The following is a 21,836-nucleotide window of genomic DNA, read 5'->3' as shown; positions in this document are numbered from 1 at the left end:
GGGGCCGGAAGCCCGCCGATTATACCGGTCGCCCGGCGCAGCGCCGGGCACCCGCCTTGACCCGGACATGCGTTAATAGGGATGTCCCACCCACAAGGATCACCGTCATGGGCAACTGGATCACCCTCGACACCGCCCGCGGCCCGGTTGCCGCCTGGCACACCACGCACACCGCCGCGCCCAGAGGCGGGCTGGTGGTCATCCAGGAGATCTTCGGCGCCAATGCCCATATCCGCGCGGTGGCCGACGGCTATGCCGCCGACGGCTACGAGGTGCTGGCCCCGGCATTTTTCGACCTGGTCGAAAAGGACGTGGAACTGGACTACGACGCCGCCGGACGCGACAAGGGCCTGGCGCTGGTGGAGGCGCTGGGCGTGGATGCCGCCCTGGCGGTGGTCGATGCCGCGGCCAAGGCGCTGGCCGGCGCCGGCAAGGTCGGAACCGTGGGCTATTGCTGGGGCGGCTCGATCGCGCTGCTGTCGGCGCTGCGGCTGGGCCTGCCCTCGGTGAGCTATTACGGCGCGCGCAACACCCGCTATCTGGACGAAAAGCCGTGGGCGCCGGTGATGTTCCACTTTGGCAGCCTGGATACCAGCATTCCGCCCGAAGCGATCCAGCTGCATCGCCAACGGCTGCCAAGCATGCAGACCTTCGTCTATCCTGCCGGACACGCCTTCAACCGCAAGGGCGGTCCCCAGTACCATGCCGACAGTGCCGACCTGGCACGCGAACGTACCTTGGCCTTCTTCAGCGAGAACCTGCGATGACCGAAGTTGCGACGATTGATTTCGAAGTGGATTCCCGCCTGGCAGCCGACAGCGTGTTTATCGCTGACGGGCCGCTTTCCCAGATCCGCCTGATGAACGATGCCCGCTTTCCGTGGATCGTACTGGTCCCGCGGGCCAATGGTGCCAGCGAATGGATCGACCTGGACGGCGCCCAGCAGCGCCTGTTGCTGGCCGAGATCAACCAGGTGTCGCAGCACCTGAAGCAGAAGCCCGGCGTGACCAAGCTCAATATCGGCGCACTGGGCAATATCGTGCCGCAGCTGCATGTGCATGTGGTCGGGCGTCACCCGGAAGACGCCGCGTGGCCGGGCCCGGTGTGGGGCAGCGGCGCGGCCCAGCGTTTCGATGCCGACGTGCTGGCCGAGCGTGTCGAAATCTGGCGCCAGCGGCTACGATAAGCCCCCATCCCGAACGGACCTCGCACGCCGATGCGCTCCAATTTGATCGCCGCCCTGATCCTGATCATCGTCGGCCTGTTTTTCCTGGCCAAAAACCTCGGCTGGGTCAGCGGCAATATCGGTACTTTGCTGGCCACCTGGTGGCCCGCCATCCTGGTGGCCGTCGGCATCGGCATGTTGTTCAGCCGCGGCAAGTAGGCGTCCAGCAATGAGTCAACGCAAAAGGGCACGGAACTCCGTGCCCTTTTGCGTATCCGTCACTGCCGCCCATGCGGGCCGGCGAGCTGCCATCCGCGCATCCAACGGTGCTTGTCGCAACATCGTGCGTGGCTCCCACCAGCCGCTATGCGGCTGCGTAAAGCGCTGCCGCGGGCACTCAGGTCCGCGGCAGGGTCACGCCGGTCTGGCCCTGGTACTTGCCGCCGCGATCCTTGTAGGAGGTCTCGCAGACATCGTCGCGGTCGGCCTGGAAGAACAGCATCTGCGCCACGCCTTCGTTGGCATAGATGCGCGCCGGCAGCGGCGTGGTATTGGAAAACTCCAGCGTCACGTGGCCCTCCCACTCCGGCTCCAGCGGGGTCACGTTGACGATGATGCCGCAGCGTGCATAGGTGCTCTTGCCCAGGCACACCACCAGCGTGTCACGCGGGATGCGGAAATACTCCACCGTGCGTGCCAGCGCGAACGAGTTCGGCGGAATGATGCATTCATCGGCCTCGATATCGACAAAGCTCTTCGGATCGAAGTGCTTGGGATCTACGATGGTCGAGTTGATGTTGGTGAACACCTTGAACTCGCGCGAGCAGCGCACGTCGTAGCCATAGCTGGAGGTGCCGTAACTGACGATGCGCTGGCCGTTGGCCTGCTTGATCTGCCCGGCCTCGTACGGCTCGATCATGCCGCCGGCCTGCTCGGACATGCGGCGGATCCAGCGGTCGCTCTTGATGCTCATTCAATGATCCTGATTGCGTGGGCCGTCGCATTTCTGCGGCGCGCGGGTGCCCGATTCTAGCCCAGAGCCGCGGCGGAGCCGTACCCCGGCTGCGCACCCTGCCAGCACCGGCGAAAGGGACCGCAAGCGGCGCCCTTCGCCGTAACCCTTGTCGAAGCGCACTCAGATCAGGGAAGCGGAAATGGGAATGCTGGCCCGCGGCCGCTTGGCCAGCTCGTCCACCAGTTGCCGCGCTGCCGCCAGATAGGCCAGCGCTGCCGTCGACTCCGGCTCGGCCACCACGATCGGCGTACCGGCATCGGCCTGTTCGCGGATGGCGATGTCCAGCGGCAGCGAGCCCAGCAGCGGCACCCCGTATTCCCGTGCCATGCGCTGGCCACCGCCCTCGCCGAACAGATGCTCGACGTGGCCGCAGCTGGAACAGGTATGCATGGCCATGTTCTCGACGATGCCCAGCACCGGCACCTCGACCTTCTCGAACATCTTCAGCGCTTTCTTCGCATCCAAGGTGGCGATCTCCTGGGGGGTGGTCACGATCACCGCTCCGGCCACCGGGATCTTCTGCGAAAGGGTCAGCTGGATGTCACCGGTTCCCGGTGGCAGATCGATCAGCAGGTAGTCCAGGTCGCCCCACAGCGTGTCGTTGAACAGCTGGGTCAGCGCCGAGGTCGCCATCGGCCCACGCCAGATCATCGGCGTGTCCGGGTCGATCAGAAATCCAATCGACATCGCCTCCACCCCGAACGCCCGCATCGGCTCGATCGACTTGTTGTCCGGACTCTCCGGCCGGCCGCTGAGCCCCAGCATCGCCGGCACGCTCGGCCCGTAGATGTCGGCATCCAGCACCCCGACCCGCGCGCCCAGCTTGTGCAGGGCCAGCGCCAGGTTCACCGAGGTGGTGGACTTGCCAACCCCGCCCTTGCCGGAACCGACCGCGATCACGTTGCGGATGCGCGGATGGGGGGAAAGCCCCTTTTGGACCTGGTGCGCGGAAACCCGCAATGCCCCTGCATTCATCTTCAAATCCTCATGAAAAACTTTTCACCAATTGGCGAAACGGTGTGCATTTTTCGTTAAAGTCATGTTAGGTTCATAAAACCACGGTCAGCTCGATGGTACGCACCGCGATCACGCGGGAGGGGCTGAACGGGTCGTCATTATTAGTCATTTAGGGGATTACACGTGCACGTAAAGCAATCCACATCCTTCAAGCGTAGCGCGCTGACCACCGCGCTGCTGACCGCGATCCTGGTTCCCGGCGCAGCATTCGCGCAGGGACAGCAGAACCCGGAACAAGCCGCCAAGACGAAGTCGGACAACGCCACCAACCTCGACCGCGTCTCCGTGGTCGGCTCGCGCATCAAGCGCGTGGACGTTGAAGGGCCGGCCCCGGTTACCGTGATCACCCGCGCCGATATCGATCGCGAGGGCTTCCAGACCGTGGGCGACATGCTGCAATCGCTGACCCAGCAGTCCACCGCGAACTTCACCGGCGACCTGGCCGTGACCGGCTTCACTCCGAACGCCCAGGTGGTCAATCTGCGTGGCCTGGGTCCTGGTTACACCCTGACCCTGATCAACGGCCGTCGTCCGGCGCAGTACCCGCAGCCTTACAACCGCGACAACAACGTGGTCAACATCAAGGCCATCCCGACCGCGATCGTCGAGCGCATCGAAGTCCTCTCCGGCGGCGCGTCGGCCATCTACGGCTCGGACGCAGTGGCCGGCGTGGTCAACATCGTGACCCGCAAAAATTACGATGGCAACCAGCTTCGCATGACCGCCGGCACCACCGAAGAAGGTGGCGGCGACAGTGTGAACTTCGAATACACCGGCGGCACCACCGGCGATCGCTGGAGCGCCATGTACTCCCTGCAGTACACGGCCAACGAACCGGTTTTTGCGGACCAGCGCCATACCTTCGCCGACCTGCGCAACAACCCGTACGGCCTGACCATCAACCCCGCGTTGTCCCTGATCGCCATCAGCGCCGGCGGCCTGAACGGCCATGTCAAAAACCAAAACGCGTTGTACAACGCCAACGCCTGTGACGCCTTTGGTTACACCACCGTGACCACACCGGCGCGTGGCACCTATTGCGGCTCCTACAAGCAGGCTGCCTCGCGCTCGCTGTTCAACAAGAACTCGGCCTGGGCGGGGTATGTCTCCGGCACATTCGATGCGACCGACAGCATCCAGCTGTTTGGTTCGGCCAGCGCCTACACCACCGATGCCAAGTCGTCGGGGGGTACCGAATTCTGGGGAACCTCTGGTGACCGCTTCACCACCAACAGCGCCGGCACCGCAAACGGCGTGTACTACGATGCCGCACTGAAAGACATCATCCAGCTGCAGCGCGTGTTCAATCCGTTCGAGCTCGGCGGCAACGAAGCGGCCTCGACGGTTTACGACGAAACCACTTACGAATTGACCTTCGGCGCCACTGGCACCCTGGCCGATCGTTTCGACTGGGAAGCCAGCGCCAACTACGGCAAGTACAAATACGAAGCCGACCGTCCGCGCCTGCTCGCCAAGGCCGTGCATGATTACTTCCTGGGTCCGCTGCAGGGTTACAACGGCTCCTATCAGGTCTACACGCTGAACCAGGATCGCTGGAACACCCCGATCACCCCGGATATCTACCGTTCCTTCGCGACCCGCGTGAAGAACCAGGCCGAGACCACGTCCAGCACGGTCAACTTCAACGTCAGCGGCGACCTGTTCGAACTGCCGGCCGGCCCCCTGGGCTTCGCCGCCGTGATCGAAGGCACCCGCCAGACCACGGACCTGGTCAGCGACTACCGCACCAGCCAGACCCGGCCGCTGGATCAGAACACCATCTACAACCTGACCAGCTCGGGCGAAACCCACGGCTCCCGCGACCGCTACGCGGTGGGCGCCGAATTCCGCGTGCCGATCTTCAGCAACCTGTCGATGAACGTGGCCGGCCGCTGGGACAAGTACGACGACATCACCGCCGTGGATGATGCCAAGACGGTGAACCTGGGCCTGGAATGGCGTCCGTTCAGCAACCTGTTGCTGCGCGGCTCCTACGCCACCAGTTTCCGCGCACCTGACATGCAGATGGTCTATGCCGAAGGCGCCGCGTCCTATTCCACCGTGCTGGACGAATATGCCTGTCGCTCCGGCAACTTCCTGGGCCAGACCACCGGTCCGCGCACCATCGCGCAGTGCAACAAGTCCGGCGACGTCACCCTTTACAGCACGCAGTCCCTGATCGCCGGCAATCCGATGCTGAAGGAAGAGGAAGGCAAGTCGTGGGGCGCCGGATTCGTCTGGGACATCGTCGACAACATGTCCCTGTCGGTCGACTACTACCGCATCAAGCTGCAGGATCAGGCCCGCCAGCTGACCGCCAGTTACCTGCTGCAGAACGAAGCCAACTGCCGCCTGGGCGTGAAGCGCGACGGCTCGGCCTATGAGCATTCATCCGACTCGGCGTTCTGCCAGAACCTGTACGGCCTGCTGAACCGCAACTCCGCCCCGGGCACCGCCCTGGACGGCCGCGTGGACCGTATGAACACCGCGTACATCAACTCGGCACTGCAGGATGTCAGCGGCATCGACGCCAGCTTCAAGTACAGCATGGATACCGATCGCCTTGGCCGCTTCGCACTGGATCTGGGCTGGACCTTGCGGCTTACCGACAAGTACAAGCAGTTCATGGAAGACGATCTGCACGACTACCGCGACGAGTGGGACTACGATCCCCGTTCGCGCGTGCGTGGCTCACTCGGCTGGTCGCGTGAGGACTGGTCGGCCACCCTGTTCGGCAGCCGTCTTGGCGAGAACCTCAACTGGGCCGAGACCCACCGTCTGAAGCCTTACATCACCTACAACCTGCAGGTGGGCAAGAAGATGGGAGCGAACACCAAGATCGACTTCACCGTGGTCAACCTGACCAACAACCAGTACCGCTGGGACGATACCTATACGTCCTACCCGTACTTCTACAGCTACATCGGCGCAGACCCCATGGGCCGGCGCTACTTCATCTCGGTGACCCACCAGTTCTAAGTCCCCGTCAGCTGCACAAGCAGAGCCCGGCTTCGGCCGGGCTCTGCTTTGAGGGCATTCCGTATTTCATCCTTGCCGAGAAGGATTCACGCTCATGAAATCCACTTCGCCTCTATTCCTTGTCATGGCCATGGTCGTGGCCATGGGCGGCAGCGCCCACGCCCAACCTCCCAGCATCAAAGACTTTGTCGCACGCCCGGCCTACAGCACTGCCCGCATCTCTCCAAACGGCGACTACCTTGCCATCACCGTCGAAAACGGCGATCAGGATGTGCTGACGATTCTGCGCACATCGGACCTGAAAATACTGAAGGTCAACCAGCTGCCGGAAAAAAAGAGCGTGGGCCAGTTCGTGTGGATATCCCCCGACCGGATCATGTTCAACGCGGTCAAGAAGATGGGCGGTTATGCCCAGCCGTTCTCCCTGGGCGAGTGGTATGCGGTCAATGCCGACGGCAGCCAGGCAGTACCGGTGATCTTCCGCGGCACCCGCGATGCGACCCAGCGCGGCAAAACCGTCGGTTCGGAGAGCTTCTCGCTGCTGGACACCCTCAAGGGCGATGACCGCAATGTCATCATGCAGGCGCGTTATCCGCGCTCCACCGAAGGTGCGGGCACCGAAGTTGTCCGCGTCGATACCCTCACCGGCCGCCGCACCTCGCTGGGTCGCGCTCCCAAATCAAACTGCTCCATCTCCCTGGATGCGGCAAAAGAGCCGCGGTTTGCGGTGTGTTCCTCCAGCCGTGACGAATCCGGCGAGTACGACGAACGTACCGAGCTGTACCGTCGCGACGGGCAGAACTGGACACTGGTCAACGCCTCCAAATCCGATGGCAAGCACCTTTCGGTATCGCGTACGACCGACAACGGAACGGTCTACGCAATGCAGGACGACGGCAAGGCGCCGGCCGCCGTAGGTACCTTGGATACGGCCAGCGGCGCATTCAATCCGCTGTTCTCCGATCCGGTCGCCGAGATCTCCCAGTTCATCTGGTCCACCGATCAGAACAGCCTGATCGGCGTGGTGACCGAGGCCGGCGCGCCGAAGGTCACCCTGCTGGATGAAGGCCACGCCGATGCCGAACTGTATGCCTCGCTGGCCGCCGCATTCGACGGCGAGAAGGTCGACTTCTCCAGCTACACCGAGGATGGCAGCAAGATTCTGGTAGCGGTGAGCAGTGACAGCAATCCCGGCGAGCTCTACATTTTCGATCGCAAGGCCGGCAAAGCCCGCTTCCTGATGTCGCGCATGGCCCAGATCGACAAGAAGAAGATGGCCAACGTCAAACCGTTCTCCTTCAGGGCGCGCGATGGACGCCTCATCCATGCTTTCATCACCCTGCCCAACGGCTTGGATGGCAAGAACCTGCCCCTGATCGTCAACCCGCACGGCGGCCCGATCGGTCCGCGCGATGACTGGGGCTTCAACCCCGAAGCACAGCTTTTCGCCAGCCGGGGGTATGCCACGCTTCAGGTGAACTACCGCGGCTCCGGTGGTTATGGCAAGGCGTTCCAGGATGCCGGCCATCTGCAGTGGGCGCAGGGCATCCAGAACGACATCCTGGATGCGACCCATTGGGCCATCGACCACGGCTACGCCGATCAGGAGCGCATCTGCATCTATGGCGGCAGCTTCGGCGGCTACTCCTCGTTGATGGCCCCTATCCGCGAGCCGGGCCTGTTCAAGTGCACCTTTGGCTACGTCGGTGTCTATGACGTGGACATGATGTTCAAGAAGGGCGACATTCCAGAAAGCAGCAACGGCCAACGGTACCTGCGTCGCACCCATGGCAGTGATAGCCAGGCATGGCTGGACAGCTCGCCGGCGCGGCGTGCGGCGGAAGTCCGTATTCCGGTCTATCTGGCCGCCGGCGCCCGCGACGTACGCACACCACCGGAACAGACCGAGCTGATGAACAAGGCCCTGATTGCCGCAGGCAATAAACCCGAAGGCATGATCATCCAGCCTGGTGAAATGCACGGATTCTATGGGGAGGAGGCGCGCATCAATCTGTACACCGAGATGCTGGATTTCTTCAACCGGCATATCGGCACGGGCACCGTCAGCGTCGGCGCTCCGAGCCGCAGCAACTGATCCGGGCACGGACCCGGCGCTGCCGGGCCCGTTTACAGATTCCCTGGCGAACGCCCATGCTTGCGATATATCAGGAAAAGTCCTACTTCTCCGGGCGGGACTGTCAATCAGGAGTGTCAATGAAACTGCGCAAATGGAAGCTTGCCACGCTGCTGCTCTGCGCCGCGATGGCCGCACCACCGGTCCTGGCCGCCAAACGTGCCAACACACCGCCGCCGGACCCGACCCAGGATCCGCTGATGATCACGGCGGGCTTCTTGAGCGGACATCCAGACCTGCGCTTCCGCCTGCTCGCGCTGGAAAAACGCGAGGCAGGCAAGCAGGAAGACGCCTTCAAATTCTTCCAGCGGGCGGCGTTCTATGCCGACAAGCCCTCCCAGGCGATGGTCGCCGAGATGCTGTGGACCGGCCTGGGTACCGGACAGGACAAAGCCCTTGCCTACGCCTGGATGGACCTGGCCGCGGAGCGTGGCTATGAAGGATTCGTGCAATTGCGCGAGCACTATTGGCTCGGGCTGGATGAAACTAAACGCGCGCGCGCCATCAGCCTCGGCGAAGAGATATATGCCCGCTACGGCGACGAAGCCGCCCAGCCCCGGATTGCAACGGCACTCCGGCGCGAAAGAAGAAGTGTCACCGGCAGCCGCACCGGATTTGTCGGCAATCTGAGGATTTTCGTCCCCGGGCCTGCCGGACCGGAAGAGATCGATGGTTCCAAGTTCTACGACGAGCGCTATTGGGACCCGGCCAAATATCAGGCCTGGCACGACTCGATCTGGATGAAACCGCGCGTGGCGACGGTGAAGGTCGGCGACGTGAAACAGCAGGTAGATCCGGAAATGGAAACCCGCATTCCCAAGGTCGCACCGGCGCTGGATGCGCAAGAGCCGCAGACTGACGAGGCGATGCCAACGCTGGAATCACGCTCGAACAGGCCCTGACCGGCCATGCGGCAACGACCTCGGCCGCCCTCAGCGGCCGAGGTCTTTTGCAAGCACCTGCGCCGCGTTGTGCCCCGGCGCGCCGGTGACGCCGCCGCCGGGATGGGTGCCGGCGCCGCACAGATAGAGCCCGGGAATCGCGCCGCGGTAGTCGGCCTGGCCCAGCATCGGCCGGGCGCTGAACAGCTGGTTGAGGCTCAGCGCGCCGTGGAAGATGTCGCCGCCTACCAGGCCGAAGCTGCGTTCCAGATCCAGCGGACTCAGTATCTGCCGGCCCAGCACCGACGCGGAAAAACCCGGCGCGTAGCGCTCCACGGTGTCGATCATCAGGTCGGCCACTTCTTCGCGGTGATCGTCCCAACTGCGTCCATCCGGCAACTGCGGCGCGACGTGCTGGCAGAACAGGCTGGCCACGTGCTGCCCCGGTGGCGCCAGCGAATCATCCAGCGTGCTCGGTATCAACACCTCCACCACCGGTTGGCGTGACCAGCCGAAATCCTGCGCATCGCGCCAGGCGCGATCCATGTACTGCAGACTGGGCGCGATGATGATGCCGGCGGTCAGGTGGTCGCCCGGTCCCGGCAGCGCGGTGAAATCCGGCAACCGCGACAGCGCCACGTTCATCCGGAAAGTGCCCGAGCCGCAGCGCCAGTGCGCCATGCGCTCGCGCGTGGCGTCCGGTACGTGGACCGGGTCGATCAGGCGTTCGTAGAGAAGTTTCGGGTTGACGTTGGCCACGATCGCGCGGGCGCCGAGCACCTCGCCGGAGCCGAGCATCACCCCGGTGGCCCGGCCCTGCTCCACGATGATCTGCCGCACGTCGCTGCCGACCCGTATCTGCGCGCCGGCGGCCTCCGCCGCGCGCGCCATCGCCTGGGTGATCGCCCCCATGCCACCCACGGCATGGCCCCACGCCCCTTTGACGCCATTGCTCTGGCCGAACACATGGTGCAGCAGCACGTAGGCCGTGCCGGGGGCGTAAGGACTGGCGTAGTTGCCGACGATGCCATCGAAACCGAACAACGCCTTGATCGGCGCGCTCTCGAACCAGCGGTCCAGATACTCGGCGGCGGAAATGGTGAACAGGTCCAGCAGCTCCTGCCGCAGCCCGGCATCCAGCGTGTGCAGCTGGCGCCCCAGCTTTCCCGCACGCCACAGCTCGGGCAAGGCCTGCCACCAGCCGCCTTCGGTGACATTGGGCGGCGGCTGCAGCGCCAGCGCGCGCAGCACATCGGCAAAGACTTCCAGCCGTTGCTCGTAGGCGGGCAGGCGCGCGGCGTCGCGTGCGGAGAATCCGGCCACCTGCTGGCGGGTACGCCCGGCCCCCGCCAGCAGGTAGCCGCCATCGGGCAGCGGCAGGAAATTGTTGATCCGCCGCGGCACCACCCGCAGGCCATGCCGGTGCAGGTCCAGATCGGCAATCACCTTCGGCTGCAGCAACGACACCGTGTACGCCGCCACCGAATTGCGGAAGCCGGGATGGAACTCCTCGGTGACCGCCGCCCCGCCCACCACCGAGCGCCGCTCCAGGATCAACACCCGCTTGCCGGCACCGGCCAGGTAAGCACCGCAGACCAGTCCGTTGTGGCCGGCGCCGACGATGATCGCGTCCCACGAGCGTGAAGGCGTGCGTGTCATGCGGTGTTGTATATCACCTCTTCGAGCGCCCGCGCGGTCTGACCGGCATGACCTTCGACACCCTTTACGGATCCGGCCAAGGCGTATCGTCTGTCCACCGGCGCCTCCCTGGCGCCATCCCATTGGTTGAATCAGGCCAGGAGGCCAACCCTGTGATCGTCCGCAAACCCAAGATCGTGCTGCTGACCCTGGCCGTAGCCGCCGCACTGGCCGGCTGCAAGAACAATGAAACCCCGACGACCGACAAGACCGCGGCGCCGCCGGTGGCCACTGCCCCGGCCGAACTGAAGCTGGATGAGAGCAAGCTTCCGGCTTACAACTCTTTCAAGCTGTCCGACCTGGATACCAGCAAGGACGCGTGTTCCGACTTCGGCGACTACGTCAACGAAAAATGGCTGGCCGCCAATGAAATCCCGGCCGACCGCAGCAGCTGGGGCGCCTTCTCCATCCTCGACGAACGTTCGGTGGCGGTGCAGCACCAGCTCGCCGAGCAGGCGGCGGCGATGAAGAACCCGACCGGGATCGAGAAGATCGTCGGCGATTTCTGGGCCAGCGGCATGGACGTGGCCAAGATTGATGCGCTCGGCATCACCCCGCTGAAGGCCGACCTGGCGGCGATCGACGGCCTGACGGATGGTGCCGCCATTGCCGACTACCTGCGCACCAGCGCGGCCAAGGGCGAGAACGTCCTGTTCGGTTTCGGCCCGGAAGCGGATTTCAAGAATTCGTCGATGAACATGGCCTACGCCAGCCAGGGCGGACTGGGCCTGCCGGACACCACCTATTACACCGACGCCAAGAAGGCCGACAAGCTCAAGGCCTACCAGGCGCACGTGGCCAAGGTGCTGGAGCTGTCCGGGGTGGCCGCGGCCGATGCCGCCAAGCAGGCGGCCGAGGTGGTGAAGTTTGAAACCCGGCTGGCCAAGGCGTCCAAGTCCAGCGTCGAGCTGTCGCGTGACGTGTCGCTGTTCTACAACCCGGTGACCGTGGCCGAGGCCGACAAGCTGACCCCGAATTTCAGCTGGAACAAGTTCTTCGAAGCCCAGGGCATTGCCGCCCCGGAGAAGTTCTCGTTGGCCATCCCATCCTTCCACCAGGAAGTCAGCAAGGCGCTGGGCGATACCGACCCGTCGGTGTGGCGCGCCTACCTGCGCTTCCACACCGTCGACGGCGCCTCGCCATACCTGAGCCAGGATTTCGTGCAGGAGAACTACGCGTTCTACGGCAAGGAACTCAACGGCCAGAAGGAAATCAAGCCGCGCTGGAAGCAGGTGCTGGGCACGATTGAAAACGAAGCCGGCGAAGCCTTCGGCCAGATGTACGTCAAGGTCGCGTTCTCGCCCGAGGCCAAGGCCAAGATGGAAGTGCTGGTCAAGAACCTGGCCGCCGCGCTGAAGGACCGCATCGAGAACCTGACGTGGATGAGCCCGGAGACCAAAGCCAAGGCGATCGCCAAGTGGGAAACCTTCACCCCGAAGATCGGCTACCCGGACAAGTGGCGCGACTGGAGCGGGCTGAAGACCACCCATGACGACTATCTGGGCAACGTGCGGGCCGCCGATGCGTTCAACTACCAGTGGAACCTGGCCAAGATCGGCAAGCCGGTGGACAAGACCGAATGGGGCATGACGCCGCAGATGGTCAACGCCTACTACAACCCGTTGCAGAACGAGATCGTGTTCCCGGCCGCCATCCTGCAGCCGCCCTTCTTCGACCCCAACGCCGACGACGCGCTCAACTATGGCGGCATCGGTGCGGTGATCGGCCATGAAATGACCCACGGTTACGACGATCAGGGCAGCCGCTTCGGGCCGACCGGCAACTTCGAGAACTGGTGGTCCCCGGCCGACACCAGGAACTTCAGCGGCCTGACCGGCAAGCTGGTGAACCAGTTCAACGCGTACAAGGTGGGCGACCAGCACGTGGACGGCAAGCTGACCCTGGGCGAGAACATCGCCGACCTGGGCGGCCTGGCCACCGCCTACGACGCGCTGCAGAAGGCCACCGCCGGCACCCCGGATCCGCTGGTCGACGGGCTCAGCCGCGACAAGCGCTTCTTCTTCAACTGGGCCACAGTGTGGCGCACCAAGTACACCCCGGAGAACGCCAAGGTCCGCCTGGCCACCGACCCGCACGCTCCGGCGCAGTTCCGCGCGATGGGCGCACCGTCCAACCTGCCCACGTTCGCCGCGGCGTTCGAGTGCAAGGCCGGTTCGCCGATGGTCCGCGCCGGCGACAAGCAGGTGGTGATCTGGTAAGCGGCCAGGCGCTTGCCGGCCAGCAACGCAGGAAGGCCCGGCTTGTCCGGGCCTTCTTTTTGCCTGCAGACCCGCGTCGCGGGCCGCGGCTGCCTACTCGCATTTTGGCCAATCCGCCGCTGCAAAGGCGCTGGACCACGGGAAAGCGGCGCGGCTTCCGCAACCCGGCAACGAAACCGCACAAGGGGCCGCGCCAATGTGACGGACGCCGGTATGTTGCCCGGACGCGGCTTGATAGACTCCGCGCACTCCAATCCTCAGCGGATTCGCTTTACATGCACAACCTACGCCCGCTTTCCATCGCCCTTGCTCTCAGCCTGGCCACCCTGCTGTCAGCGCCGGACGCCGTTGCCGCCAGCAAGAAGGCGCCGGCCAAGGCCGCGGCTGCCAGTGCCGCCTGCACCGACTTCTACGACGTGGCCAATGCCGACTGGCTCAAGGCCCACCCGGTGCCACAGACCGGCGCTGTCACCGCGATCGGTCAGCTGGCCGAACGTGCCCGCCAGCAGCAGCGCCAGCTGCTGGATACGGCGATGAAGACGCCGCAAGGCAACGTGCAGAAGCTGCTGGGTGATTTCTGGGCCAGCGGTCTGGACGAAGCCGCGGTGGAAACCGATGGTTCCAGGCCGATCGCGCCGCTGCTCACGCGTATCGATGCGATCAAGAAGGCCAAGGACATCCCGGCCTCGATCGCCGCGCTGCACCAGGTCGGCATTCCGGTGGCGTTCAATTTCGCTCCCGACGTGGATCTGAAGGCACTAGACCGCCACATCGGCTACTTCATGCAGGGCGGCATGGGCCTGCCGGACCCGGCGTTCTACACCCGCACCGATGCCGACACCGTCGCGCTGATGGGCCGCTACCGCGCTTACGTCAAGCAGATCCTGGCGTTGACCGGCACCCCGGCCAACCGGCTGGAAGCCGATTCGCAGGCGGTGATCGCGCTGGAAACCGAGCTGGCGCGGAACGCACACTCGTTGGCCGGCATCAACAATCCGTTCAACAACTACGAGCCGATCGCCACCAGGGAGCTCACCGCCAGCTACAAGAACCTGCAGCTGGACGCGTTCCTGAAGGCCCAGGGCGTCAACGACGACCTGGTGTCGCTGTCCGATCCGGCGCTGTTCAAGCAGCTTGACGGCATGATCACCCGGGTCAAGCCGGAGCAGTGGAAGGCGTATCTGCGCTGGCGCGTGGGTGATGCCATGGCACCGTACCTGTCCAAGGCCTATCGCGATGCCGAATTCGAATTCCGCGGTCGCGTGCTGCGCGGGCAGACCGTGCCGGCACCGCGCTGGGAGCAGGTGCTCGATGCCATCAACGTGGCCGCCGGCCCGATGCTCGGCCGCGAATATGCCGCCGCCTATCTGACCCCCGATGCACGCCGCCAGGCCGGCCTCATCGTCGACAAGATCCGCGAGACCCAGGTCGCCGCGGTCAAGCGCAGCAGCTGGCTCAGCCCGGAAGCCAAGGCCGAGGCCGTGGCCAAGCTGCAGGCAATGAAGATCGAGATCGGCGCCCCGATCCGCGATCTGGACTACACCGTGCAGCCGATGGGCCGCGGCAGCTTCGGCAGCAACATGCTGATCGCCTCGACCTGGCGTCATGCCCAGGAGATGAAGCGCATCGGCAAGGGCAATGCCGACCGCCGCTGGGACGTGCTGCCGCAGCAGCCGGCACTGGCCTACGACCTGGCGCAGAACCGCCTGATCGTGACCGCCGCCAGCCTGCAAGGGCCGATCTTCACCGATACCGCCAGCACCGCCGCCAAGTACGGCGCCTATGGCTCGCTGGTGGCCCACGAGATCAGCCGCGCCATCGATGCCAAGGGCGCCCTGGTCGATGCCAAGGGTGAACTGCGCAGCTGGTGGACCCCGGCCGACAAGAGCGCATGGACCCTGCTGGGCAATCGCGTGGCGGCCCAGTTCAGCGGCTACGCCTTCCCCGGCGTGAAGAACGCCAAGGTCAACGGTGAGCTGACCCGCGACGAGAACCTGGCTGACCTGTCCGGCGTGGAAATCAGCTGGGAAGCCTTCAACGCCGTGCAGTCCGCGGCCAAGCCGGCCGACAGGCAGGCATTCTTCAAGGCCTGGGCCAGCCTGTGGCCGCAGCAGGTATCGCCGAGCGAGGCGGCACAGCGGCTGACCTCGGAGATCCGCGCTCCGGGCCGCTGGCGCACCAATGGCACGCTGTCCAACGTACCCGCCTTCGGCGCCAGCTTCAGCTGCAAGCCGGGCCAGCCGATGCAACGCACCGACGCCGAGCTGATCCAGATCTGGCGTTGATCGCGGCGTGAAGTGACTCCCGGAAAAGGCGCGGATTCCGCGCCTTTTCTTCAGCTGCAGAGCCGGGCCATGCTCGGCTGGGCTCTACCGGAAGCGTCCGTGCCGAGCACGGCTCGGCACTCCATATAGGGCTTATTTCACCCGGCGCAGATGGTTTGGCCGCGGGCCGCCGGGTGGACGCGGCGAGTTGAACGGCGGTTGCCCGCGCCAGTAGCGGATCAGCAGCCAGCCGAACAGCATGCCGCCCAGGTGGGCGAAATGGGCCACGCCCGGCTGCCAGCCGGTGAATCCCATCAGCAGTTCGATCGCGCCGAACACGATGACGAAGGTGCGCGCCTTCATCGGGATCGGCGGGAACAGCAGCATCACCCGCTGGTTGGGAAACAGCATGCCGAAGGCCAGCAGCAGGCCGAACACGCCGCCCGACGCTCCCAGCACCGGCGCGCCACCGCCAACCAGTGCCGCCACCAGCAGCTGGCACAGACCCGCGCCGGCCACCGTCACCAGGTAATAGGTGAGGAAGCGCTTCTCGCCCCAGGTCTGCTCCAGCGGCGCGCCGAACATGAAGAGGGCGAACATGTTGAAGAACAGGTGGCCGAAGCTGCCATGCAGGAAGCCGTAGGTCAGCAATTGCCATGGCTGGAAATTCTGCCCGGGCGAGAACGGATCGAAGCCGTGTTCGCTGATCGGCCACAGCATGAAGGGATCGAACGTGCCTTCAGGGAACAGCTGCTGCAGCAGGAACAGCACGACGTTGCCGACAAGCAGCGCTTTGGTGACAGTAGGCAGTCTGGAAAACATGGTCGGATCCATTGGAACTGCGGCCATGATAGCCGCAGTGCCTAGCCCGGCCCCCAGATCTGCACATCCAGATCATTGACCCGCGGCGCTCGTTTCACCCGGCCCTTTTCCACCGCCACGCCCTCGGCGCGCAAGCGCTGGCTCTGCTCGCACCAGCCGGGTGAGCCTTCCGGCAGGGCGATGCGTCCATCCGTGCGCACCACCCGGTGCCAGGGCAGGTCCGGATCGTCATTGCCTGCCAGCAGGCGCGCGACCAGGCGCGCCCGCCCCGGCAGCCCGGCGCGACCGGCGACTTCGCCATAGCCCAACACCTGTCCGCGCGGAATGGCCCGGATCACCTGCAGGATCCGCGCATGCGCCAGGGCCGCCGCATCGCCCGCGGTCACCGCCGCTTTGCCACGCCGCTGCTCACCAGCAACACGCCTGCCAGCACCAGCAAGGTGCCGGCGGTCTGCCACGGGCCCATCGGTTCGTCCAGCAGCCATACGCTCAATACAATCGTGGAAACCGGCCCCAGCATACTGACCTGCGCAGCCAGCGCCGAGCCGATGCGTTTGACCCCGAGCATGATCGCCAGCACCGGCAGCACCGTGCAGACGGTGCCGTTGAGCAGCGACAACCCGTACACCGGCGGCGTGTAGGTGCCCAGTGCCGCCAGCGGATGGAACAGCAGGTACTGGCCCACGCACAGCACACTGGCCACGCCGCTGGCATAGGCGGTCAGGCGCACCGCGCCGATCCGGCCCACCACCTGGCCGCTGCCGAACAGATACAGCGCATAGCTGAGTGCCCCGCCGAACACCAGCGCGCTGCCGATCACGGTGCGGCGGCCATCCACCTGGAGGTCATGGCCGAACGCCAGCAGCACCCCCAGATAACTCAGCCCCAGCGCGAACAGCTGCCGCCGCGACGGGCGCTGCTTCAACAGCACCAGCGCGATCAGCATCACCAGCGTCGGGCTCAGATACAGGATCAGCCGTTCCAGCGTGGCGGTGATGTAGTTCAGGCCGAGGAAATCGAGATAGCTGGACAGGTAATAGCCGCTGAAGCCGAGCGCGGCCACCTTCCCCCAGTCGCCGGCGCTGAGCGCGGTGCGGGCACGACGTGCCGCCCACAGGCCCATCACCACGAAGAACGGGAAGGCGATGAGCATGCGCAAGGCCAGCAGCGCGGTGGCATCGACACCGTGGCGGTAGGCCAGCTTGACGATCACCGCCTTGCCCGATGCGGCAATGGCGCCCACGGCCGCCAGCAGCAGACCGCCAAGCAGCAACCGGCGCGACCGGGTGGGCAGGCGGGAGGCGGTATCAGCTTGTGGCGGGACCGCGTCAACGCTGGCTGCGCCCACCGGGGCAACCGGCACCGCCGCATCGGCGGGCCGCACAGACGAACTACTCACAAATCGGGACATCCGGGGGAGATGGCCGGCCCATTATCGGCCGGCAACCGCCAGGCGGCCAAACCGGAAGGCCTGCTCAGCGCATCAACACCACTTCTTCGGCCGCGGTGGGATGGATGGCCACGGTTTCTTCCAGCTGGCGCCGGGTGACCCCCAGTTTCAGGGCCACCGCGAATCCCTGCAGGATTTCGTCGGCCCCCTCGCCCAGCAGATGGATGCCCACCACCCGTTCCTCCTCGCCAGCACACACCAGCTTGAACAGGCTGCGTTGCGGGCCATCGGCCAGCGCCTGCAGCATCGGCCGGAACCGGCTGTGGTAGACGCTGACCTTGGCATGGCGCTTGCGCGCTTCTTCCTCGCCCAGTCCCACCGCGCCCAGTGGCGGGTGCGAGAACACCACACTGGGAATATTGTCGTAGTCCAGCCGCGCCTGCGCCTCACCGCCATACAGGCGGTCCATCAGCTTGCGCGCGGCGGCAATGGCCACCGGGGTCAGCCCGACTTTGCCGGCCACATCGCCCACGGCGTGGATGCTGGGCAGCGCGGTGGTCTGGAAGGCATCGACCTTGATCTCGTCCTTGCCGCCGATTTCCACCCCCAGCGCCTCCAGCCCCAACCGCTGGCTGTTGGGCCGGCGTCCAGTGGCGAAGAACACGGCATCGAAGGCGCCACAGTCGACGCTCTCCGCGCCGCGCACCCGCACCTGCGCTGAGGCCTGTTCCAGCGCATGCACGTGACAGTCGAAATGCAGCTGCACGCCCTGCTGGCGCAGGTTTTCGGCCAGCTGCGCGGCCAGTTCAGCGTCGAACCGGTCCAGCAACCGCTCACCGCGGACCAGCAGGCTGACCCGGCTGCCCAACGCCTGCAGCAGCCCGGACAGTTCAACCGCGATGTAGCCCCCGCCGATAACCGCCACCGTCGCCGGTGCCGCGCACAGATTGAAGAAATCATCCGACAGCAATCCCAGCCCGGCACCGGGCAACGTGGGCCGCAGCGGATGGGCACCGGTGGCGATGAGGATATGGCCGGCACTGAAGCGCAGCCCGTCCTCGCATTGCACGGTATGCGCATCGAGCAGACGACCCCGGCGCGGAATTCGTACAACGCCGGTTTCATCCAGTCGCTGCTGGTAGCGCGCGTGGATATCGGCGATGTAGCGCTGGCGGTGCACGACCAGTTCTTTCCACTCCACCGCCGGCGTGGCTGGCACGGCAAACCCCATCGCCGAGGCCAGCCCGATCTTGCCGGCCAAATCCGCCGCCAGCCACATCGCCTTCTTTGGCACGCAGCCGACGTTGACACAGGTGCCGCCGAGCTCGCCGGGCTCCAGCAGCGCCACCCGTGCGCCATGCGCCGCGGCCCGGAACGCGCCGGCAAGCCCGCCGGAACCACCGCCCAGCACGATCAGGTCGTAGTCGTAGGCGCTCATCGGGAACCCTCCCGGCCGTTGCGGGCAAGCGCGGTTGCGGGCATCTGCGCGGTGACGAGGTCGGCCATCAGGGGCTCCATGTGCACAGCTCATGTGGCTGCCGAGCATGCCATGGCCGGCAGCGAGCCAGGCGTGAGGATGCCGACCAGACGCCCGGCTTGCAGCGCATGCTGCACATGGTTTCAGACAATGCCACCGCCATTGCCTGGCTCCGTAACGCCCTTTGTGACCGGCAGCCCATCGCGGGCGGAATTCACCCCAACGTTCAGCGCTGTGCCTGCCGGCGCATTGGAGGCCAGTGCAGATAGGTTGCCGCCCGCCACAGCCATTCCACCGGACCGAATCGGAAATACCGCAGCCAGCAATGGCTCAATCCCAGTTGCAGCGCGAACAGCACTACCGCAAACAGCAGCTGCCAGGCGCGCCCCATCTGTTCAAATGCACCCAGCCCGTAGCCGTAGAAAATCGCGGTACACAGCAGCGATTGCCCCAGATAATTGCTCAGCGCCATGCGCCCTGCCGGTGCCAGCCAAGCCAGGCCAGCGCGCCAGCGCACCACCCAGCCCAGATAGCCCAGACACATCAGCAACCCGGCCGCGGCCGCCAGTGCGGAGGCAACCGCCAATCGCAGGTCGAAACGGCCCGGCTGCAGCCACGGCACTTGCCAGGCGCTCAACAGCATCAGCGCCAGCCCCAGCGGCAGCGCCAGCCAGCGCAGCATCACAAACAACCGCGGGAACTGCCCGGGATGGGCAATGGCGCCGCTGCGGGTGAACCAGGCGCCAATCAGGAACATGCCGAAAACCTCCGGCCCGACCAGCAGCAGGCCCTGCATCGACTGCAGCCAATCGCGTCCGCGTTGTGCCACCGCCTGCCAATAACCGCCGTGGCCATACATCTGGCGTTGCTGCTCGATCTTCTGCAGCGCCGAGGCCGCACTCGACCCCAGCTCCGCGGGTGGATTCTGCGATTGCGCCAGCAGCGCCATCATCAACCCGAGCCAGAGCAGCACCCCGATCGCAGCCAGATAACACAGCCCGCCCAACGCCGGCAGCCAGCTGCGCGGCGCCTCGCGAAACGCCAGCAGCGGAAACGACAGCAACGCATAGATGAACAGGATGTCGCCCGACCAGATCAGCAGCGCATGCGTCAGGCCGATCAGCAGCAACGCCCCACTGCGCCGCAGGTATATCGCGGTGAAATCGCGCCGGGCGACCTCCGCGCGTTGCGCCATCAAGGCGAAACCGGCCCCGAACAGCAGCGAGAACAGGGTGAAAAATTTCCCCTGCACGAAGATATAGACCAGCCCGTCGGCCCAGCGATCCAGGCCCTGCCAGTGCGGATCGATCCCGGTGAAGGACAGATCCAGCGGACCACTGAAGGCCTCCATGTTCATCAGCAGGATGCCGAACAGGGCAAAACCGCGCAGCACATCCAGGGTGACGATGCGCTCGGCCGGCGCAACCGGCTGCAGGACGGGAGAAGACACGACAGGAACGCCTGGACGGACAGGAAGGCCGCGATTAGAACACGCGCGGCGCCCGGTTCATCTGGCGCCGCCCGGCCGCCGCCTCACTCGGGCCGGAAACGGGGCCAAAAACCGGGGCCCGAAAACAGCAACGGCCCGCTTGCGCGGACCGTCTGCATCGTTCCGGTGACCCGGAAGACGGATCAGTGCTGGTGACCGCCATCGCCATGCACGTGGCCGTGCTGGATTTCCTCTTCGCTGGCCTCACGCACCTCGACGATCTCCACGTCGAAATGCAGGTCCTTGCCGGCCATCGGATGGTTCAGGTCGACATCGACCACGGTCATGCCGACCTTCTGCACGGTCACCGCACGCGGGCCGAAGTTGGTCTGCAGGATCACCTGCTGGCCGACCTGCAGGCGGGTTTCGCCGAAGTGCTTCTTCGGCACGCGCTGGGTCATGCCCTCGCGGCGCTCGCCGTAGGCTTCGGTGGCGGTCACGTCCACGCCGAAGCTTTCGCCGGCTTCCTTGTCCATCATCGCCTTCTCCAGTCCCGGGATGATGTTGCCGTGACCGATCAGGATCGCCATCGGATCACGGTCCTTGGAGCTCTCGATCGGCTCCTGGCCGGCCTCGGCGACGGTGTAATGGAAACGGACGACGCGGTCTTTTTCGATCTTCATGCGCAACTCTGCTGATGGCTGCCCGTTGGCAGACGGTGGGACGGCTTGTCGGCCGCCGGGTGCGCCGCCATGATGACGGCCTTCTGAGGTCGCGCATTATCCGGGCTCCATGCACATGACGCCAGTTCCACCGTTCCGCCGCGCCCGGCCCTGGGCCGCCGCCACGCTGATCGGCCTGTTGGCCGCCTGCAGCCATGGCCCGGCAGTGAAGAAGCCGCCCGCGTCCGCGGGCCATCGCTGGTCGCAGGTCGCGCCACGGGATCCGGCCGCGTCCAACGCGGTACTGATGCGGGCACTGGGCCTGGTCGGCACCCCTTACCGCTATGGCGGCAACACGCCCGAGTCCGGCTTCGACTGCAGCGGCCTGGTGGCCTATGTCTATCGCGACATGCTGGCCCTCAATCTGCCTCGCACCTCCAGGGAACTGGCCGCGGTGCAGGGGCCGAAGATCGAACCGCGCCAGCTGACCGCCGGGGATCTGGTGTTTTTCGGCACCAGCGGCAACGTGTGGCACGTCGGCATCTATGTCGGTGAAGGCCGCTTTGTGCACGCCCCCAGCACCGGCGGAACGGTGCGCTTGGACTATCTGGACGGGGCGTATTGGCGGGATCATTACACCGGCGCCAAACGCGTATTGCGGTAATTGTGATGAAAATCACATTA

Annotated in this window: 18 protein-coding genes; 9 read left to right on the top strand and 9 right to left on the bottom strand. The window is 65.3% G+C overall.

Annotated features, from left to right (window positions below):
* The first annotated feature begins 107 nt into the window (after positions 1–107).
* The 3 genes from QZH66_RS04365 to QZH66_RS04355 are packed head-to-tail and all read left to right on the top strand — an operon-like array spanning position 108 to position 1,384.
* Positions 108–767: a dienelactone hydrolase family protein gene (locus QZH66_RS04365; RefSeq protein WP_305804730.1), complete on the top strand. Its 660-nt coding sequence runs from the start codon at positions 108–110 to the stop codon at positions 765–767.
* Positions 764–1,186 (top strand): HIT family protein, encoded by a 423-nt coding sequence (locus tag QZH66_RS04360; protein WP_305804729.1) that lies wholly within the window; start codon positions 764–766, stop codon positions 1,184–1,186. The genes QZH66_RS04365 and QZH66_RS04360 overlap by 4 nt, the downstream gene beginning before the upstream one ends.
* A 30-nt stretch (positions 1,187–1,216) precedes the next feature.
* Complete coding sequence (locus QZH66_RS04355) at positions 1,217–1,384, top strand: DUF5668 domain-containing protein (protein WP_305804728.1); 168 nt, start codon at positions 1,217–1,219, stop codon at positions 1,382–1,384.
* 178 nt (positions 1,385–1,562) lie between these two features.
* Here the strand turns inward: QZH66_RS04355 and dcd are convergent, their stop codons facing one another.
* Positions 1,563–2,138 (bottom strand): dCTP deaminase, encoded by a 576-nt coding sequence (gene dcd, locus QZH66_RS04350; RefSeq protein ID WP_305804727.1) that lies wholly within the window; start codon positions 2,136–2,138, stop codon positions 1,563–1,565.
* A gap of 162 nt (positions 2,139–2,300) precedes the next feature.
* A complete protein-coding gene (gene apbC / locus QZH66_RS04345) occupies positions 2,301–3,155 on the bottom strand; it encodes an iron-sulfur cluster carrier protein ApbC (protein WP_305804726.1) in 855 nt (284 codons plus the stop codon).
* A 165-nt stretch (positions 3,156–3,320) separates the two neighbouring features.
* Here apbC and QZH66_RS04340 point away from each other — a divergent pair, with 165 nt between their 5' ends.
* The 3 genes from QZH66_RS04340 (at position 3,321) to QZH66_RS04330 (ending at position 9,212) form a co-directional block, all read left to right on the top strand.
* Positions 3,321–6,176 (top strand): TonB-dependent receptor, encoded by a 2,856-nt coding sequence (locus QZH66_RS04340; protein ID WP_305804725.1) that lies wholly within the window; start codon positions 3,321–3,323, stop codon positions 6,174–6,176.
* A gap of 94 nt (positions 6,177–6,270) precedes the next feature.
* Positions 6,271–8,271 (top strand): S9 family peptidase, encoded by a 2,001-nt coding sequence (locus tag QZH66_RS04335; RefSeq protein ID WP_305804724.1) that lies wholly within the window; start codon positions 6,271–6,273, stop codon positions 8,269–8,271.
* A 119-nt stretch (positions 8,272–8,390) separates the two neighbouring features.
* Positions 8,391–9,212 (top strand): hypothetical protein, encoded by an 822-nt coding sequence (locus tag QZH66_RS04330; protein WP_305804723.1) that lies wholly within the window; start codon positions 8,391–8,393, stop codon positions 9,210–9,212.
* A gap of 30 nt (positions 9,213–9,242) precedes the next feature.
* Here the strand turns inward: QZH66_RS04330 and QZH66_RS04325 are convergent, their stop codons facing one another.
* Positions 9,243–10,850 (bottom strand): NAD(P)/FAD-dependent oxidoreductase, encoded by a 1,608-nt coding sequence (locus tag QZH66_RS04325; RefSeq protein ID WP_305804722.1) that lies wholly within the window; start codon positions 10,848–10,850, stop codon positions 9,243–9,245.
* Positions 10,851–11,005: 155 nt separating this feature from the next.
* Here QZH66_RS04325 and QZH66_RS04320 point away from each other — a divergent pair, with 155 nt between their 5' ends.
* Positions 11,006–13,108: a M13-type metalloendopeptidase gene (locus QZH66_RS04320; protein WP_305804744.1), complete on the top strand. Its 2,103-nt coding sequence runs from the start codon at positions 11,006–11,008 to the stop codon at positions 13,106–13,108.
* A 275-nt stretch (positions 13,109–13,383) separates the two neighbouring features.
* Positions 13,384–15,393 carry a M13 family metallopeptidase gene (locus QZH66_RS04315; protein ID WP_305804721.1) on the top strand — a complete coding sequence of 670 codons (2,010 nt, stop codon included), beginning with the start codon at positions 13,384–13,386 and terminating at the stop codon, positions 15,391–15,393.
* 132 nt (positions 15,394–15,525) lie between these two features.
* Here QZH66_RS04315 and QZH66_RS04310 read toward each other — a convergent pair whose 3' ends face one another.
* The 6 genes from QZH66_RS04310 to QZH66_RS04285 form a co-directional block, all read right to left on the bottom strand.
* On the bottom strand, positions 15,526–16,194 hold the full coding sequence (locus tag QZH66_RS04310) for a rhomboid family intramembrane serine protease (RefSeq protein ID WP_305804720.1): 669 nt from the start codon (positions 16,192–16,194) through the stop codon (positions 15,526–15,528).
* A 41-nt stretch (positions 16,195–16,235) separates the two neighbouring features.
* On the bottom strand, positions 16,236–16,580 hold the full coding sequence (locus tag QZH66_RS04305) for an MGMT family protein (protein ID WP_305804719.1): 345 nt from the start codon (positions 16,578–16,580) through the stop codon (positions 16,236–16,238).
* Positions 16,577–17,488: a DMT family transporter gene (locus QZH66_RS04300; RefSeq protein WP_305804743.1), complete on the bottom strand. Its 912-nt coding sequence runs from the start codon at positions 17,486–17,488 to the stop codon at positions 16,577–16,579. The genes QZH66_RS04305 and QZH66_RS04300 overlap by 4 nt, the downstream gene beginning before the upstream one ends.
* A gap of 181 nt (positions 17,489–17,669) precedes the next feature.
* Complete coding sequence (gene gorA / locus QZH66_RS04295; protein WP_305804718.1) at positions 17,670–19,022, bottom strand: glutathione-disulfide reductase; 1,353 nt, start codon at positions 19,020–19,022, stop codon at positions 17,670–17,672.
* Positions 19,023–19,287: 265 nt separating this feature from the next.
* The gene (locus QZH66_RS04290) at positions 19,288–20,511 is read right to left on the bottom strand and encodes a DUF418 domain-containing protein (RefSeq protein WP_305804717.1); all 1,224 of its coding nucleotides are present in this window, start codon (positions 20,509–20,511) and stop codon (positions 19,288–19,290) included.
* A 182-nt stretch (positions 20,512–20,693) separates the two neighbouring features.
* Positions 20,694–21,173 (bottom strand): peptidylprolyl isomerase, encoded by a 480-nt coding sequence (locus QZH66_RS04285; RefSeq protein WP_305804716.1) that lies wholly within the window; start codon positions 21,171–21,173, stop codon positions 20,694–20,696.
* Positions 21,174–21,282: 109 nt separating this feature from the next.
* On the opposite strand from QZH66_RS04285, the gene QZH66_RS04280 reads away from it, so the two are divergent.
* A complete protein-coding gene (locus QZH66_RS04280) occupies positions 21,283–21,816 on the top strand; it encodes a C40 family peptidase (protein WP_345783824.1) in 534 nt (177 codons plus the stop codon).
* Positions 21,817–21,836: the final 20 nt, after the last annotated feature.

Source organism: Stenotrophomonas sp. YIM B06876 (assembly GCF_030711595.1).
Taxonomy (GTDB): Bacteria; Pseudomonadota; Gammaproteobacteria; order Xanthomonadales; family Xanthomonadaceae; genus Stenotrophomonas.
This window is presented reverse-complemented; position numbering and strand designations above follow the sequence as displayed.

Coding starts and splice junctions, on each gene's coding strand:
- QZH66_RS04365 (WP_305804730.1), top strand. CDS start 108: ATGGGCAACTGGATCACCCTCGACACCGCCCGCGGCCCGGTTGCCGCC.
- QZH66_RS04360 (WP_305804729.1), top strand. CDS start 764: ATGACCGAAGTTGCGACGATTGATTTCGAAGTGGATTCCCGCCTGGCA.
- QZH66_RS04355 (WP_305804728.1), top strand. CDS start 1,217: ATGCGCTCCAATTTGATCGCCGCCCTGATCCTGATCATCGTCGGCCTG.
- dcd (WP_305804727.1), bottom strand. CDS start 2,138: ATGAGCATCAAGAGCGACCGCTGGATCCGCCGCATGTCCGAGCAGGCC.
- apbC (WP_305804726.1), bottom strand. CDS start 3,155: ATGAATGCAGGGGCATTGCGGGTTTCCGCGCACCAGGTCCAAAAGGGG.
- QZH66_RS04335 (WP_305804724.1), top strand. CDS start 6,271: ATGAAATCCACTTCGCCTCTATTCCTTGTCATGGCCATGGTCGTGGCC.
- QZH66_RS04330 (WP_305804723.1), top strand. CDS start 8,391: ATGAAACTGCGCAAATGGAAGCTTGCCACGCTGCTGCTCTGCGCCGCG.
- QZH66_RS04325 (WP_305804722.1), bottom strand. CDS start 10,850: ATGACACGCACGCCTTCACGCTCGTGGGACGCGATCATCGTCGGCGCC.
- QZH66_RS04315 (WP_305804721.1), top strand. CDS start 13,384: ATGCACAACCTACGCCCGCTTTCCATCGCCCTTGCTCTCAGCCTGGCC.
- QZH66_RS04310 (WP_305804720.1), bottom strand. CDS start 16,194: ATGTTTTCCAGACTGCCTACTGTCACCAAAGCGCTGCTTGTCGGCAAC.
- gorA (WP_305804718.1), bottom strand. CDS start 19,022: ATGAGCGCCTACGACTACGACCTGATCGTGCTGGGCGGTGGTTCCGGC.
- QZH66_RS04285 (WP_305804716.1), bottom strand. CDS start 21,173: ATGAAGATCGAAAAAGACCGCGTCGTCCGTTTCCATTACACCGTCGCC.
- QZH66_RS04280 (WP_345783824.1), top strand. CDS start 21,283: ATGCACATGACGCCAGTTCCACCGTTCCGCCGCGCCCGGCCCTGGGCC.